The organism is Vibrio sp. 2132-1, assembly GCF_033344315.1.
In genome coordinates this window covers 1-14,479 of record NZ_JAWPON010000018.1, presented here as the reverse complement: position 1 = coordinate 14,479, position 14,479 = coordinate 1, and the positions used below count along the sequence as shown (strand labels likewise).

Genomic DNA, 14,479 nt, shown 5'->3' with positions numbered 1-14,479 from the left:
TATTTGTGTCTGCTTAACGGCGCCAAAACGCAGGGAAGAACAGTACAAGAATAGTCAGAATTTCCAAGCGGCCCATCAACATGCCAAAGCTCAGAAGCCACTTGGCGGTATCTGGCAGAGGCGCGAAGTTACCCGTCGGTCCAATCACGCTTCCCATACCCGGGCCGACGTTGGCTACCGCAGTGATGGCACCAGAGATGCTAGTGATGGGGTCTAAACCCAGCGCACTCAAGCAACCCGCGATGAAGATTATGGTGATAAAGAACATCAAGCCAAACGCGACCACCGAGCGAACAATGTCATCATTCACTGGGCGTTGGTTGTAGCGCTGTACAAACACACCTGAAGGGTGAATCAATTTCATCATCTGTTTGTTCAGCAGTGTCATTGCGATTTGGAAACGGAAGATTTTGATCCCACCAGACGTTGACCCCGAACATGCACCCGCCATCATTAAGAAGGCAAAAAGAGTTGTGGGTAATGCGCCCCACGCGGTGAAGTCCTCTAAGCCAAAGCCCGTTGTGGTGACGACAGAGACGATATTAAACATCGACACTCGCAGCGCATCCAAAATGGTGTATCCATCTCGAATCACTAACCAGGCTGAAATCACTAAGCTTGAGAAAACGAACAGGTACGCGAATCCTCGAACTTGAGCGTCGTTAACCAATACATCAATACGGCGTTTACGTAACGCGGCGATGAAGAGCAAAAATGGCAAGCCACCTAAGAACATAAAGGTAGTGGCCACCCAGTGTGCGCCATTAGAGAAGTGGTTCATCGACCCGTCGGATGTAGAGTATCCGCCCGTTGATAGCGTGGTAAAGGCGTGATTGATCGCTTCAAACAGGTTCATGCCGGTGACCAAGTAGCCCACAATGCATAAGCCAGTAAGCATCAAATAAACCGCTACGATGTTTTTGGCGACCGTTTTTGCTCTCGGGCTACTTTTATCCGACCAATCGGATGATTCGGTTTGGAATAGCTTCATACCACCGACATTGAGCATAGGTAGCACCGCCACCGCCATTACGATAAAACCAATCCCCCCAAGCCACTGCAAAATAGAGCGCCACAGCAAGATGCTCGGCGCCATGTTGTCTAGGCCACTGAGCACCGTTGAGCCCGTCGTGGTGATACCCGACATCGTTTCGAAGTAGGCGTCGGTGAAGCTGATGTGGTTGATGAACACAAACGGCAAGGCGGCAAACGCACTGGCGATGGTCCAAACCAAACTGGTGATGAGGAACATATCGCGTACGCTGAGTTTGAACTTGGCGGTTCGACCGATCGTTAGGCAAATGAAGGCGGCAAGGTGCGTGATCACAACGGCTTGGGCGAAATCGAGGAATCCCCCCGTACCGGTAAAGAAAGCGACCAAAGTCGGCACGTACATAAACAGGGCCAGTTTGGATAAAACCAGCCCGATAACAAACAGTACGGGACGTAAGTTGACCATAGGAAAATCCTAGAGGAAGAATGGACTCGGCTGGAATAGCGCTTCGACGTCTGATACGTATTTTTTGTTGACCAGGAACATCACCACATGGTCATCCTGCTCGATGACCGTACGGTCGTGGGCAATAAGGACTTCTTCGCCACGAACGATAGCACCAATGGTGGTCCCAGGTGGGAGTTTGATGTCGCCAATCGCACGCCCAACCACTTTCGATGTACTTTCATCACCGTGAGCGACGGCTTCAATGGCTTCCGCAGCGCCGCGACGAAGTGAGGACACGTTTACGATATCAGCGCGACGCACGTGCGTCAGCAAGGCGGAAATGGTCGCTTGCTGTGGTGAGATTGCCACATCAATTACGCCGCCTTGTACCAGATCTACATAAGCGCCACGTTGGATCAGCACCATTACTTTTTTCGCACCCATGCGTTTTGCCAACATCGCAGACATGATGTTGGTTTCATCTTCGTTGGTCAGTGCGATGAAGACGTCGACTTGGTCGATGTTCTCTTCCGAGAGAAGCTCTTGGTCTGCCGCGTCGCCGCAGAACACAATGGTGTTTTCTAGCTCTTCTGACAGTTTCTCTGCACGTTGGTAGTTACGTTCAATCAGCTTCACGCTGTAGTTTTGTTCTAAGCGCTTTGCGAGACTGGCACCGATGTTACCCCCGCCAACAATCATGATGCGGCGGTACGGTTTTTCTAGGCGCTGAAGCTCACTCATCACTGAGCGAATATGATTACTTGCTGCAACGAAGAACACTTCATCGTCTGCTTCAATGATGGTGGTGCCTTGAGGACGAATCGGGCGACCTTGACGGAAAATCGCCGCCACACGGGTATCGATGTGCGGCATGTGCTCACGCAAAGCAGACAGCGCATTACCCACCAGCGGGCCACCGTAGTAGGCTTTTACTGCCACTAGGCTGACTTTCTGTTCAGCAAAGCTCACCACTTGCAGCGCGCCTGGGTATTGGATCAGACGTTCGATGTAGCTCGTAACGAGTTCTTCTGGTGCGATAAGGTGATCGACAGGAATGGCGCCAGATTTAAACAGGGCTTCTTTTTCAGCCAGATATTCTGGAGAGCGAATACGTGCAACGCGGTTTGGGGTGTTGAATAGAGTGAACGCGACTTGGCAGGCGGCCATGTTGGTTTCATCAGTATTGGTCACCGCGACGAGCATATCGGCGTCTTGTGCACCCGCTTCGTGCAGCACGTCTGGGTGGCTCGCATGGCCATTGACCACACGCAGGTCGTATTTGTCCTGCAATTCACGCAGTCGGTCGGCATTATTGTCGACGATGGTGATGTCGTTGTTTTCACCCACTAGGTTTTCTGCCAGTGTGCCGCCAACCTGACCTGCACCAAGAATAATGATCTTCATACTCTTTTCTCGTATCTGAAAAAGGCGATTGAAATCACTCCAATCGCCCTATTTAGCATGCTGTTACGCGTGTGTTTTGGTTAGCACTGCGTAGTAGAAACCATCCATATCTTCTTCGCCTGGTAGAATTTGACGACCAGGCTGGTCGGGATCAGAATCCAGCAGTTGCGCATCCGCGGTACGTGCTAAAAACGCTTTTACTTGCTCCATGTTTTCTTGCGGTGTGATTGAACAAGTCGCGTAAACCATTGTGCCGCCGGGCTTCAGTTGCGTCCACATGGCATCAAAAATTTCACTTTGTAGCTCTGCTAATGCGGCGATGTCGTCTGCACGACGTAGCCATTTGATGTCTGGGTGACGACGAATCACGCCAGTCGCAGAACATGGGGCATCCAGCAAAATGCGATCAAATTGCTCGCCTTGCCACCATTCTTGTGGATTACGCGCATCACCGCAAACCACTTTTGCCTGAAGGTTGAGACGCTTCAGGTTTTCATGCACACGTTTCAAGCGTGTGTCGTCGCAGTCAATCGCGACCACTTCACTGCCCGACGTGCGCTCTAGAATGTGTGCCGTCTTGCCACCTGGCGCTGCACAGCAATCTAAAATCAGTTCGCCGTCTTGTGGTTTTAGGTAGTTGATCGAGAGCTGCGCTGCCGCATCTTGTACTGAAACCCAACCTTTCTCAAAACCAGGTAGCTTCATCACGTCACATGGCGCGGCCAATTTTATGGCGTCCATTGCTTCTGTGTGTGGCGTGCTATCAATGTTTTCATTTTTGAGCAGCGCAAGGTATTCATCACGAGTGTGGTGTTGATGGTTCACACGCAGCCACATTGGTGCTTTTTGGTTGTTCGCTTCAACAATGCTTTCCCATTGCTGTGGGTAGGCCTCTTGCAGCAGTTTTAGTAACCAGCTTGGGTGACCGAACTTGCCAGCGTTGTTGCTGACGGCCATTTGGTCGAGTTCTTCTTGGTTGCGTTGGTAGTTACGCAATACTGCGTTAATCAAACCACGCAGACGAGGACCTTTCAGCTCTTTAGTGCCTTCAACCGTTTCACCGACAGCTGCGTGTGCAGGAATGCGCATGAAGCTCAGTTGGTAAATACCAACCAGAATTAGGTGATGGAATACACGTTGTTTGCCTTTGAGGGGCTTATCCATCAACTGGTTTGCGATCATTTCTAGGCGAGGTAGGTAACGTAGCGCACCGTAACAGATCTCTTGTAACAGAGCGTGGTCACGAGGTCGTACCGTTTGTTGAGCCGCTGGAAGAGCGCTTGAAAGTGAGTGGCCCTTGTCGACGACAAGATACAGGACGTTAGCAGCCGCAGCGCGAACATTCATGATGAGTACCTTAAAGTAAAGGAGGGCATCTCTGCCCTCTAAAAGTTCGTATTATTGGGGATAATAACCCCTAGTATGGCTTAAACCAGCAGAGTGCCGACTTCAAACCAAGCCGCACGCGAATTCAGAATATCCTGAACTGACATGGCTTTTTTGCCAGGAACTTGCAGTTGCTCTAGCACCAGTACGCCGTTGCCTGTCGCAACATAAATACCGGTTTTATCTGCTTGCACGATGGTGCCGGCTGGTTTGTCACTGGTTTGCTCTGCCACACGGCTTTGCCATACTTTGATGTTATTTTCTGCCGCCTCAAAGTGGCTCATTGGCCATGGGTTAAATGCACGAACGCAGCGCTCAATGTGAGCCGCATCGTCGTTCCAGTTAATGCGTGCTTCTTCTTTGCTGAGTTTTTTCGCGTAGTTCGCTAGCTCATCGTCTTGCTTCACTGGCACTGCTTTACCCGCAGCAATGTCGGCTAAGCAGTCAATCAGGGCTTCTGGGCCAAGCTCAGCCAATTTCTCGTACATTGAAGCGCTGGTATCTGTCGCTTCGATTGGCAGAGTTGCGATTTTCAGCATGTCACCTGTATCCAAGCCAATGTCCATCTGCATGATGGTTACACCTGTTTCTGCATCACCAGCCCAAATTGAGCGTTGGATAGGAGCTGCACCACGCCAGCGAGGAAGAATCGAACCGTGCACGTTAATACAGCCCAGTTTAGGCGTATCTAGCACGACTTGTGGAAGCAATAGACCGTAAGCCACAACCACCATGATGTCGGCGTTCAGATCAGCAAGCTCTTGCTTGGCTTCATCTGATTTGAAGTTTTCTGGCTGGTATACCGGAATATCGTGCTCAAGCGCGATGGTTTTCACTGGGCTGGCAGTAAGCTTCTTACCACGACCTGCTGGGCGGTCTGGTTGAGTGTATACCGCAATTACTTCGTGCTCCGAAGACAACAACGCCGCCAAGTGACGGGCGGCGAAATCCGGAGTACCTGCAAAGACAATACGTAAAGACTGACTCAAGGTAGGCTTCCTTCTAATTAAATTGTATCGAGATTAAGCGTTTTGCTGTTTCTCGTTAAAGCGTTTGATTTTCGCTAGCTTGTCTTGAATACGCTTACGCTTAAGTGGCGATAGGTAATCAACGAACAGTTTACCCATTAGGTGGTCTAGTTCGTGTTGAACGCAGATTGCTAGCAGATCGTCAGCGTCAAATGTGTATTCTTTGCCGTCGCGATCTAGGGCTTTAACCGTAACTTCAGCAGCGCGAGGCACAAGTGCGCGAGCACCTGGTACCGATAGACAGCCTTCTTCGATGCCGTCTTCACCACGCTTTTCCAGAATCTCAGGGTTGATAAGCACCATCGGCTCATCGCGAGTTTCTGAAATATCAATCACTACGATACGTTTGTGGATATCAACCTGCGTTGCAGCAAGGCCAATACCTTCTTCGTCGTACATGGTTTCAATCATGTCATCGACGATTTTTTGAATCTCAGGTGTCACCGCTTCAACAGGCTTTGCGACTGTGCGCAGGCGATCATCCGGGAATGTTAATACTTGTAATACAGACATATTCACTCGAAATATTGAACTGTGCCGAAACAGCACAAACCTTGTTGTCTCAATTCTAGACATTTTATAGCCTAAATGACAGCATCCTTGCACCAATTTCCATTCTGGTTCCTGCTTAATAGATCAAGGACGAGGGTCATGAATCGAATTTTCCGCAACGTTGCCAGTGTTACGTTGCCGTTACTTTTCTCTTTCAACGCTGTAGCAAATGTGGATGCGAACCCACTGACTGTTAAAGATGATGCGCCACAAGCATATGTAGTTGTGAAGGGCGATACGCTATGGGATATTTCGGCCATGTACTTGGATAGCCCGTGGTTGTGGCCTCGTTTATGGCAAGTAAACCCAGAAATCGATAACCCTCATTTAATTTATCCCGGAGACAAGCTGTCTTTGGTGTGGATTAACGGTCAGCCCGTGTTGAGCCTAAAACCGGTTAAGAAGCTGAGCCCGAAAGCTCGCATCACAGAAAAGAAAGCCGTACCAACGGTCGCGGAAGGTTTGGTGATGCCTTACCTCAAATCGGATCGGTTGCTAGATAAAGATTCGTTGAACAATGCTGCAAAAGTGATGGGTAGCAGCAAAGGCAGTAAGTATCTGACTACAGAAGATGTGCTGTATATCAATGGCAATCAGACCGCGACAGGTTGGGCTATTTACCGACCAGTAGCTACCTTTTCGCGTGTCGATGTGTCCGAAGAGATTACCGCGCTGCGTTTGATTGCCAAAGGCGAGCTCGTTGAAGCTTCGAGTGATTATTCAGGTTTGAAGCTTACATCGCAAATGCAAGAAATCCTACGTAACGATATCGCGTTGCCAAATCAATCGGTTGAGAATACTGACTTCACGACTACGTTCTATCCGCTGCCGTCGCCACAAGGCAGTTCTGCAAAGTTGCTAGGTAATATCGAAGGTATTCGCTTTAGTTCAACTAACCAAGTCGTGGTGATTGATAAAGGCACGTCAGATAATCTCAAGCAAGGCAGTGTGTTTGATTTAAAAGAAGACGCGCACCCAGTTTACAAAGACGGCGATGAGTTCAAGAAAGAGTTTGGCGTGCTTGATAAGAAAATTACTTTGCCTCAAAGCAAAGTTGGTGAGTTGCTGGTCATTCGTCCTTATGAGTACTTTAGCTTGGCACTGATCACTAACAGTACGAAACCCATTAACCAAGATATTTCGGTGGTGTCACCGTTGGCGGACGAATTAACCATCGATGAATCGACGAAATAACGATGATCTCGCTGCCTGGTTAAAACTGAGTTGTTTACCAGGCATTGGCGGCGTCAAAATGAATAAGCTACTGGCAAGAGACACGCCACGTAACATCGTAAACTTCTCTCCTGAACAGCTACAACAACTTGGGTTAACAACTAAGCAAATTCAAGCTTGGGCTTCAACAGATAAAGAAGTCGATGCTTGTTTAAGCTGGCTTGAGGCTTCTACAAATCATCATATCCTGACACTGACTGACCCGCGTTATCCACCTCAACTCAAACAAATCGTTGCACCGCCACCTCTACTTTTTGTTCAAGGAAACCCTACTTGTCTCTCTCAGCCACAAATCGCGATGGTTGGCAGTCGAAATGCGAGTATTGATGGATTACAGCATGCACGTCAGTTTGCTGCAGAGTTTGTTCAGCACGATTTTATTGTCACCAGTGGTCTCGCTTTAGGCATTGATGGTCATGCGCATGATGGTGCGTTGCAAGCGGGTGGTAAGACGATTGCGGTGCTAGGATCTGGCTTAGAAAATATTTATCCGGCACGTCATCGTGGTTTAGCGCAACGTGTTATTGAATATGGGGCTTTGGTGTCTGAGTTTCGGCCTAATGCCAAGCCGCGCCCAGAAAACTTCCCGCGTCGTAATCGTATTATTAGTGGATTATCGCTTGGTGTACTGGTCGTCGAGGCGGCGAAAAAGAGCGGCTCGTTAATTACAGCTCGTTACGCGCTTGAGCAAGGTCGAGAAGTATTTGCGCTGCCAGCGTCAATCAATGCCCCCAATGCCTGCGGTGGAAACCAGTTGATACGTCATGGCGCTTGCCTCGTAGAAAAGACGAAAGATGTCTTAGATGAAATACAGTCCTTGCTTGATTGGTCTATTAATCAGAGTACTGATTTATTTTCTACGTTAAATGATGAAGAAGAATTGCCATTTCCTCAGCTGTTAGCTAACGTAGGAAGTGAAGCTACACCGGTTGATATTCTTGCAAACAGGACCAATATACCTGTCCAAGAAGTCATGATGCAGCTCTTAGAGTTAGAACTCTCTGGGCATGTCGTTGCGGTTTCAGGTGGCTATATTCGAAAGGGGAGGGGCTAGCTATGATGATGGATATACTGATGTATCTATTCGAAACCTACATCCATAGCGATGCAGAGTTACAGGTCGAACAAGACGAGTTGGAAGAAGAGTTGCTTCGTGCAGGCTTCCAACAAAAAGATATCTACAAAGCCCTTGTCTGGTTAGAAGAGCTTGCCGCATTGCAGCAAAGTGACACCTCTTCTGCAATCTCGACTTGCATGGCTTCGTCATCAACTCGTATCTACACAGCGAAAGAGATGCAGCGTTTAGATTTGGAATGCCGAGGGTTTCTATTGTTTCTCGAGCAAATCAATGTGTTAACCACAGAAACTCGCGAAATGGTGATTGACCGAGTGATGGGATTAGAAACGAGTGAGTTTGAGCTTGAAGATCTCAAATGGATCATTCTGATGGTGCTGTTTAATGTGCCTGGCAACGAAAACGCTTACACGCTAATGGAAGAGCTGTTGTACACCAAGGAACAAGGGATTCTTCACTAACCATCTGGGCAAGTTCGAGTTTAACTAGAATAAACGCGAGCTTGTCTTTTTGTGTGTTTTTCACGAAACGGTAAGTATGAGTAGTAAAATCGACAACACCCTTTTCTCTGCCCATGAACACGCTTTGGAGCACGAGCCGTGTCCAAAATGTGGTGGTGAGCTGACTCTCAAGCACGGAAAACATGGCCCATTCCTCGGCTGTAACCATTACCCAAGCTGTGATTACATTAAACCGCTACACAGCAATGATGGTCACATCGTGAAAGAGTTGGGTGTGCCTTGTCCTGAGTGTGGCAATGAGTTGGTTCTCCGCCAAGGGCGCTACGGTATGTTCGTCGGTTGTAGTAACTACCCGGCTTGTCATCATATTGAGTCGATTAATCAACCAGAGCCAGAGGCGCAGTCACAAGAGCAACACGCTTGCCCTGAATGTGGCAAAGGACATTTGGTTGGGCGTAAAACCCGATTTGGAAAAACATTCTACGCGTGTGACAACTACCCTAAATGCAAATTTGCTGTGAACCTTGCTCCGGTCAAGGGGCGATGCGAAGAGTGTGGTTTTACTCTGTTGGTGGAGAAGAAACTAGCCAGTGGTGTGAAATTGCAATGTGCTAATCGTAAGTGTCAGCACACCCAGCAAGGGTAAATATATCAAAGGAATTAAAAAGGGTCGCATCGTGCGACCCTTTTGCTATTTATTCCGCTGCTTTTCTATGCTTGCCACTGCTTGGCAAATTCATGTACGGCAGGGAAAGCCTGTTCATCCAATACGTCTGCTAATGCACAAAGTTTACGATTAAGTTCGCCAGTGTAGTCACCACATACGTTGATGTGGCCCATCTTGCGACCCGCACGTTTTTCTTTGCCGTACCAATGAATGTGGCAACCATCCATCGCTAGCAATGCTTCTGGTAGTGTGTCTTCACCAAGAATATTAATCATCGAGGTTTCACGAACCAACTTCGTGCTACCCAAAGGCATGCCGCACACGGCGCGTAGATGATTCTCAAATTGACAGGTTTCTGCACCCTGTTGAGTCCAATGACCAGAGTTGTGTACGCGTGGTGCGATTTCATTGACTAGCAAAGTACCGTCAACATCGAAGAACTCCAGCGTTAGCACACCAACGTAATTCAAGCTGTTGGCAACGGCCGTGAACATCTGTTTTGCTTGCTCTTGCAACTCTGGTGCATCAATCGCAGTAGAAAGGCTCAATACACCATTGGTGTGGACGTTCTCTGCCAGAGGGTACACTTCAACGCTGCCATCTTTACCGCGAGCACCAACCAGTGAAACTTCGCGGTTAAAAGGGACAAATTCCTCAGCAACAATCGCTTGAGTTGGTGTTGCGGCAATGCACTCTGCCATCTCAGTCCAAATGTCGTCGACTTGAGAAGCTTCTTTTAAGCGCCATTGGCCTTTACCATCGTAGCCACCCAATGCACTTTTCAGAACCATTGGCATACCAACGTGTTCAATTGCGCGCTCAAAGTCTTCACGAGTTTCAATGACGTAGTATTTCGCGTTGCGCACGCCAGCATCATCAAGCAGTGCTTTTTCAATACGGCGATCACCACCTGCTTTGATGGCTTGCGTACTTGGTAGGAACTTGCCGCTCGCTTCGCAAACCTTGAGCACGTCATGTGGAATATGCTCGAACTCGGCAGTAATCACATCAACTTGCGTAATCGCATTTTCCAAGCCATGGCTAAGTACCTGTTGAGTTAAAGGGTGAACGACATCACCGCTGCTGACATCGTAAGCTGAAATTTGAATATTCAGTGGCGCACCAGCCAGAGACATCATACGAGCCAACTGACCCGCACCAAGAACCAGTACATGCATCTGATTAATCCTCTGCAGGGTTTGCATTTGCGAGAACTGTTTCCGTTTGCTCATTACGGAATGCTTCTACCTTCGCCATGATGTTTTCATCATGAGTGCCTAGGATTTGCGCAGCTAGGATACCGGCGTTTGCTGCGCCCGCTTCGCCAATCGCCAATGTACCAACCGCAATTCCCTTTGGCATCTGTACAATAGAAAGCAGTGAATCCATACCTTTCAGTGCACGAGACTGAACGGGAACCCCAAGCACTGGCAAACTAGTAAACGCCGCCGCCATACCAGGTAGGTGGGCTGCACCACCTGCGCCTGCGATGATAACTTTGATGCCGCGTTCTTTTGCGCCACTGGCGTAGTCAGCCAGTAATTGAGGAGTTCGGTGTGCTGACACGACTTTTGTTTCGTAAGGCACGCCAAATTGATCTAGCATGTCCGCTGCTAGTTTCATGGTTGGCCAATCGGATTTAGAACCCATGATGATACCGACTTTCATCTCAAACTCCTTTAAGCTGCAAAAATTAGGTGAGCTATAAATTTGTGCGCATTATACGGGGATTTTTATCTCAAGCAAACGTTTGCGTCTTGTTGTTGGCGCTATTGATACATTTTATAAAAAAATTGCTTTAGTGTCTGAGAATGAATATTTGTACACTTAGTGAAAACAACACAGTCAAACAAATAGGAAGTAATCGGTGGATAACTTTGAACAAGTGCTCAACGCACTCAAGCAAGGCGAAGTGATTGCCTATCCAACAGAAGGGGTTTTTGGTGTCGGATGTGATCCAGATAACCCAGAAGCAATTCAAAAGCTATTAGAGCTCAAGCAGCGTCCGGTAGAAAAAGGGCTGATTCTCATCGCTGCAAGTTACGATCAGCTCTTGCCTTATATTGATGAATCTCAGTTGACTGAAGAACAATTACAGACTGTTCATGCCACTTGGCCAGGCCCATACACTTGGATCATGCCAGCGAGCGATAAAGTATCCAACTGGGTTTCAGGGCAGTTTGATTCAATTGCGGTTCGTGTGACTGATCATCCTTTGGTGCAAAAAATGTGTAATGCATTCGGAAAGCCGTTAACCTCTACCAGCGCGAATCTTTCCGGCTTACCACCGTGTATGACCACGGAAGAAGTCGAAGAACAGTTGGGTGATAAGCTGGTCGCCATTCTTCGTGGCGAGACCAGCGGTCGTGATAAACCCAGCGAGATTCGTGACGCCAAAACTTCACAAATATTAAGACAGGGTTAACCCTGCTAGCCAGCCATCATTAGGTTTCACGTAATAGGTAATAACGTATGTCAGCGATCGATAAGCACGCCGTAAAGCAGTTCTTGATGTCACTTCAGGACTCCATTTGTCAGCAGTTAGAACAAGAAGATGGAAAGGCCGTCTTTGTCGAAGATGCATGGCAACGTGAAAAAGGAGAGCGTCTGGGTGGCGGTGGTCGCTCACGTGTTTTGCGTGATGGCCTTGTTTTCGAGCAGGGAGGCGTGAACTTCTCGCATGTGGAAGGGAAAGAAATGCCAGCATCTGCGACAGCGCATCGCCCAGAGCTAGCGGGTCGTCGTTTTGAAGCGATGGGTGTTTCTTTGGTTATTCACCCTAAAAACCCTTACGTACCGACTTCACACGCCAATGTCCGCTTCTTTATTGCAGAAAAAGATGGCGAAGACCCAATTTGGTGGTTTGGTGGTGGTTTTGACCTAACGCCGTTCTATCCATTTGAAGAAGATTGCCAATCATGGCACGACACTGCAAAACTGCTTTGTGCGCCATTTGGTGACGATGTTTACCAAGAGCATAAAGCATGGTGTGACAAATACTTCTTCCTACCACATCGTAATGAAACTCGCGGTGTTGGCGGTTTGTTCTTTGATGATCTAAACCAGTGGGAATTTGATAAGTGTTTTGCTTACATCAAAGCAGTGGGTGAAGGCTATTGCCAGGCTTACTTGCCGATCGTTTCTCGTCGTAAAGAGATCAAGTATGGTGAGCGTGAGCGTGAATTCCAACTATATCGTCGCGGCCGTTACGTAGAGTTCAACTTAGTGTATGACCGTGGCACCTTATTTGGTTTACAAAGTGGTGGGCGTACTGAGTCGATTCTGATGTCAATGCCGCCGCTCGCTCGCTGGGAGTACTGCTACGAGCCAGAAGCGGGATCGCCAGAAGCTGAACTTTACGAGCGATACCTAACGGCCCGAGAGTGGTAAGCACGGAATCTCCTTTTCTATATAGATAGATAGTGATAGGGTCATCTGTAATCAGGTGGCCCTGTTTTCTCTATATCTAAGTAAGGAACAAAGGTAAGGAAATGACCCAGCAAATCGATCGCTATGCCGTGTTTGGTAATCCTATCGGACACAGTAAGTCGCCATTCATTCACACCTTGTTTGCTCGTCAAACTAATCAATCTTTGGTGTATACCGCAGAAAGTGCACCTGTTGATGGTTTTATTGACGCGGCGAAGGTGTTTTTTGCTGAAGGTGGCAAGGGGTGCAACATCACTATGCCATTTAAAGAAGATGCTTATCAATTTGCTAGTCGATTGACAGAACGGGCTCAGTTAGCAGGCGCGGTAAATACCCTCAAGAAGTTAGACGATGGTGAAATCATCGGTGACAACACTGATGGTGCAGGTTTAGTGCAAGATCTGCTTCAGCATCAGGTTGTATTGGAAGGCGCGCGAATCCTAATTATTGGCGCTGGTGGTGCCGCTCGTGGTGTTATTAAGCCACTACTTGATCAAAAGCCGACCTCTTTAACCATTACCAACCGTACCTTTAGTAAAGCACAGGAGCTTGCAGAGCTGTTTGTCTCTCACGGTCCTATCCTCGCCAAAGAGATGGCAAGTATTGATGAAGAGTATGATGTCATCATTAACTCCACATCCGCTTCTCTAAGTGGTGAACTGCCGACTATTTCATCCTCCATCTTTGCCGCTAACAGTACAAGCTATGACATGATTTATGGCAAAGGGGTGACGAGCTTTAACTTATGGGCAAAAGATAATGGCGCCGCTCATGCGTATGATGGTCTTGGAATGTTAGTTGGGCAGGCTGCGGAAAGCTTTATGCTCTGGCGTGGCTTACGTCCTGGTGCCAAACAAATTCTCAGAGAACTAAGAAAGAACCTTGAAGGTCAATAAGCGATGAATCAATCCATCTTATTCCCAGATATTCAATCATGGGATGAAGTATCACAATCGATAAACTTTTCGGCGCAACAATCAGGCGCACAAATAGTGTGCTTTGTGACGAAACAAAAGTTAGAAAAGCTCAGTGGTTCACTGATTGAAACTGAGCAAGCGGCAATTAAAGTGTTTACTGATTACCGATTCGACCTAGAAGAAATGGCTGAAGAGCTAATAGAAGATGAAGCCTTCAACGAAGAAGGCCATATCATCATCGGTTAACAGGGCTTTAGTTCAAGTCTTTTACTTCATTTAAGTAGTCGTTTTTGTTCTGCACATAGTTATTGGCAGACTTTTGCAAGAAAGCTCGTTCTTTTTCTGATAGAGGGCGAGCTTGTTTTACTGGGCTTCCAACATATAAGTAGCCACTTTCTAATACTTTCCCAGGTGGCACTAAACTGCCTGCTCCGATCATCACCTCTGACTCAATTACAACAGCATCTAAAACAATAGCTCCCATACCAACCAAAACACGATCGTGGATCTCACAACCGTGCAGCATCACTTTGTGGCCAATCGTAACGTCATTACCAATAATCAATGGGTAGCCGTTTGGGTTTTCGGCGTTCTTATGGGTGACATGCAAAACACTGCCATCTTGAATATTCGTTCGATCACCAATGTGAATGTGGTTTACATCACCTCGCGCTGCTACCAGTGGCCAAATGCTAGAATCATCGCCAATTCGGATATCACCGACTAAAACAGAGGTTGGGTCAACGTAAACACGCTCACCAAGTTCAGGCTTTATACCTTTGTAGCTTCTCATTGAGCTCATCTTTTTTCCTTATTCAGGGCGATTACAGGGTGTATGGAGGTAGAATAGTAGTGAAAACTCGCCTTTTAGAATAAAAAACACCCA

Annotated in this window: 16 protein-coding genes; 8 read left to right on the top strand and 8 right to left on the bottom strand. The window is 47.8% G+C overall.

Annotated features, from left to right (window positions below):
• Nucleotides 1-13: 13 nt before the first annotated feature.
• From R8N47_RS18595 to def, 5 genes are all read right to left on the bottom strand, one after another.
• Nucleotides 14-1,459 (bottom strand): TrkH family potassium uptake protein, encoded by a 1,446-nt coding sequence (locus R8N47_RS18595; protein ID WP_006742925.1) that lies wholly within the window; start codon nucleotides 1,457-1,459, stop codon nucleotides 14-16.
• 9 nt (nucleotides 1,460-1,468) lie between these two features.
• Nucleotides 1,469-2,845 carry a Trk system potassium transporter TrkA gene (trkA, locus tag R8N47_RS18590; RefSeq protein WP_005394041.1) on the bottom strand — a complete coding sequence of 459 codons (1,377 nt, stop codon included), beginning with the start codon at nucleotides 2,843-2,845 and terminating at the stop codon, nucleotides 1,469-1,471.
• A 63-nt stretch (nucleotides 2,846-2,908) separates the two neighbouring features.
• Nucleotides 2,909-4,192 carry a 16S rRNA (cytosine(967)-C(5))-methyltransferase RsmB gene (gene rsmB / locus R8N47_RS18585; RefSeq protein ID WP_318070365.1) on the bottom strand — a complete coding sequence of 428 codons (1,284 nt, stop codon included), beginning with the start codon at nucleotides 4,190-4,192 and terminating at the stop codon, nucleotides 2,909-2,911.
• 80 nt (nucleotides 4,193-4,272) lie between these two features.
• On the bottom strand, nucleotides 4,273-5,220 hold the full coding sequence (gene fmt / locus R8N47_RS18580) for a methionyl-tRNA formyltransferase (protein WP_318070364.1): 948 nt from the start codon (nucleotides 5,218-5,220) through the stop codon (nucleotides 4,273-4,275).
• A gap of 33 nt (nucleotides 5,221-5,253) precedes the next feature.
• Nucleotides 5,254-5,772, bottom strand: a complete 519-nt coding sequence (gene def / locus R8N47_RS18575; RefSeq protein WP_064354423.1) for a peptide deformylase — start codon at nucleotides 5,770-5,772, stop codon at nucleotides 5,254-5,256.
• A gap of 138 nt (nucleotides 5,773-5,910) precedes the next feature.
• Between def and R8N47_RS18570 the strand changes: the two genes are divergently transcribed.
• The 4 genes from R8N47_RS18570 to R8N47_RS18555 all read left to right on the top strand — a co-directional run bounded on the left by R8N47_RS18570 (nucleotide 5,911) and on the right by R8N47_RS18555 (nucleotide 9,226).
• On the top strand, nucleotides 5,911-7,005 hold the full coding sequence (locus tag R8N47_RS18570) for a LysM peptidoglycan-binding domain-containing protein (protein ID WP_213913932.1): 1,095 nt from the start codon (nucleotides 5,911-5,913) through the stop codon (nucleotides 7,003-7,005).
• Nucleotides 6,989-8,098 carry a DNA-processing protein DprA gene (gene dprA, locus R8N47_RS18565; protein WP_053304037.1) on the top strand — a complete coding sequence of 370 codons (1,110 nt, stop codon included), beginning with the start codon at nucleotides 6,989-6,991 and terminating at the stop codon, nucleotides 8,096-8,098. Before R8N47_RS18570 ends, dprA begins: the two co-directional genes overlap by 17 nt.
• Before the next feature lie 2 nt (nucleotides 8,099-8,100).
• A complete protein-coding gene (locus tag R8N47_RS18560) occupies nucleotides 8,101-8,580 on the top strand; it encodes a DUF494 family protein (protein WP_005379074.1) in 480 nt (159 codons plus the stop codon).
• Nucleotides 8,581-8,656: 76 nt separating this feature from the next.
• A complete protein-coding gene (locus R8N47_RS18555; RefSeq protein ID WP_047102572.1) occupies nucleotides 8,657-9,226 on the top strand; it encodes a type I DNA topoisomerase in 570 nt (189 codons plus the stop codon).
• 65 nt (nucleotides 9,227-9,291) lie between these two features.
• On the opposite strand, the gene R8N47_RS18550 is transcribed toward R8N47_RS18555, so the two are convergent.
• Both R8N47_RS18550 and purE read right to left on the bottom strand, forming a co-directional pair.
• Complete coding sequence (locus R8N47_RS18550; protein ID WP_064354422.1) at nucleotides 9,292-10,425, bottom strand: 5-(carboxyamino)imidazole ribonucleotide synthase; 1,134 nt, start codon at nucleotides 10,423-10,425, stop codon at nucleotides 9,292-9,294.
• Nucleotides 10,426-10,429: 4 nt separating this feature from the next.
• Nucleotides 10,430-10,915, bottom strand: a complete 486-nt coding sequence (purE, locus tag R8N47_RS18545; protein WP_064354421.1) for a 5-(carboxyamino)imidazole ribonucleotide mutase — start codon at nucleotides 10,913-10,915, stop codon at nucleotides 10,430-10,432.
• Nucleotides 10,916-11,114: 199 nt separating this feature from the next.
• On the opposite strand from purE, the gene R8N47_RS18540 reads away from it, so the two are divergent.
• From R8N47_RS18540 to R8N47_RS18525, 4 genes are all read left to right on the top strand, one after another.
• Nucleotides 11,115-11,672 (top strand): L-threonylcarbamoyladenylate synthase, encoded by a 558-nt coding sequence (locus R8N47_RS18540; protein WP_005379084.1) that lies wholly within the window; start codon nucleotides 11,115-11,117, stop codon nucleotides 11,670-11,672.
• Between the two features lie 47 nt (nucleotides 11,673-11,719).
• Complete coding sequence (gene hemF / locus R8N47_RS18535) at nucleotides 11,720-12,637, top strand: oxygen-dependent coproporphyrinogen oxidase (RefSeq protein WP_054579451.1); 918 nt, start codon at nucleotides 11,720-11,722, stop codon at nucleotides 12,635-12,637.
• 101 nt (nucleotides 12,638-12,738) lie between these two features.
• Entirely contained in the window at nucleotides 12,739-13,572 is an 834-nt protein-coding gene (gene aroE, locus R8N47_RS18530; RefSeq protein WP_033906569.1) for a shikimate dehydrogenase, read from the top strand.
• A 3-nt stretch (nucleotides 13,573-13,575) separates the two neighbouring features.
• Nucleotides 13,576-13,839 carry a DUF1488 domain-containing protein gene (locus tag R8N47_RS18525; RefSeq protein ID WP_064354420.1) on the top strand — a complete coding sequence of 88 codons (264 nt, stop codon included), beginning with the start codon at nucleotides 13,576-13,578 and terminating at the stop codon, nucleotides 13,837-13,839.
• Between the two features lie 7 nt (nucleotides 13,840-13,846).
• On the opposite strand, the gene R8N47_RS18520 is transcribed toward R8N47_RS18525, so the two are convergent.
• On the bottom strand, nucleotides 13,847-14,395 hold the full coding sequence (locus tag R8N47_RS18520; RefSeq protein ID WP_005379096.1) for a gamma carbonic anhydrase family protein: 549 nt from the start codon (nucleotides 14,393-14,395) through the stop codon (nucleotides 13,847-13,849).
• Nucleotides 14,396-14,479 lie beyond the last annotated feature (84 nt).

What these genes read in the sequence shown, in the direction of transcription:
- R8N47_RS18595 (WP_006742925.1), bottom strand. Translation starts at nt 1,459, where the DNA reads ATGGTCAACTTACGTCCCGTACTGTTTGTTATCGGGCTGGTTTTATCC.
- trkA (WP_005394041.1), bottom strand. Translation starts at nt 2,845, where the DNA reads ATGAAGATCATTATTCTTGGTGCAGGTCAGGTTGGCGGCACACTGGCA.
- rsmB (WP_318070365.1), bottom strand. Translation starts at nt 4,192, where the DNA reads ATGAATGTTCGCGCTGCGGCTGCTAACGTCCTGTATCTTGTCGTCGAC.
- def (WP_064354423.1), bottom strand. Translation starts at nt 5,772, where the DNA reads ATGTCTGTATTACAAGTATTAACATTCCCGGATGATCGCCTGCGCACA.
- R8N47_RS18570 (WP_213913932.1), top strand. Translation starts at nt 5,911, where the DNA reads ATGAATCGAATTTTCCGCAACGTTGCCAGTGTTACGTTGCCGTTACTT.
- dprA (WP_053304037.1), top strand. Translation starts at nt 6,989, where the DNA reads ATGAATCGACGAAATAACGATGATCTCGCTGCCTGGTTAAAACTGAGT.
- R8N47_RS18560 (WP_005379074.1), top strand. Translation starts at nt 8,101, where the DNA reads ATGATGATGGATATACTGATGTATCTATTCGAAACCTACATCCATAGC.
- R8N47_RS18555 (WP_047102572.1), top strand. Translation starts at nt 8,657, where the DNA reads ATGAGTAGTAAAATCGACAACACCCTTTTCTCTGCCCATGAACACGCT.
- R8N47_RS18550 (WP_064354422.1), bottom strand. Translation starts at nt 10,425, where the DNA reads ATGCATGTACTGGTTCTTGGTGCGGGTCAGTTGGCTCGTATGATGTCT.
- purE (WP_064354421.1), bottom strand. Translation starts at nt 10,915, where the DNA reads ATGAAAGTCGGTATCATCATGGGTTCTAAATCCGATTGGCCAACCATG.
- hemF (WP_054579451.1), top strand. Translation starts at nt 11,720, where the DNA reads ATGTCAGCGATCGATAAGCACGCCGTAAAGCAGTTCTTGATGTCACTT.
- aroE (WP_033906569.1), top strand. Translation starts at nt 12,739, where the DNA reads ATGACCCAGCAAATCGATCGCTATGCCGTGTTTGGTAATCCTATCGGA.
- R8N47_RS18525 (WP_064354420.1), top strand. Translation starts at nt 13,576, where the DNA reads ATGAATCAATCCATCTTATTCCCAGATATTCAATCATGGGATGAAGTA.
- R8N47_RS18520 (WP_005379096.1), bottom strand. Translation starts at nt 14,395, where the DNA reads ATGAGCTCAATGAGAAGCTACAAAGGTATAAAGCCTGAACTTGGTGAG.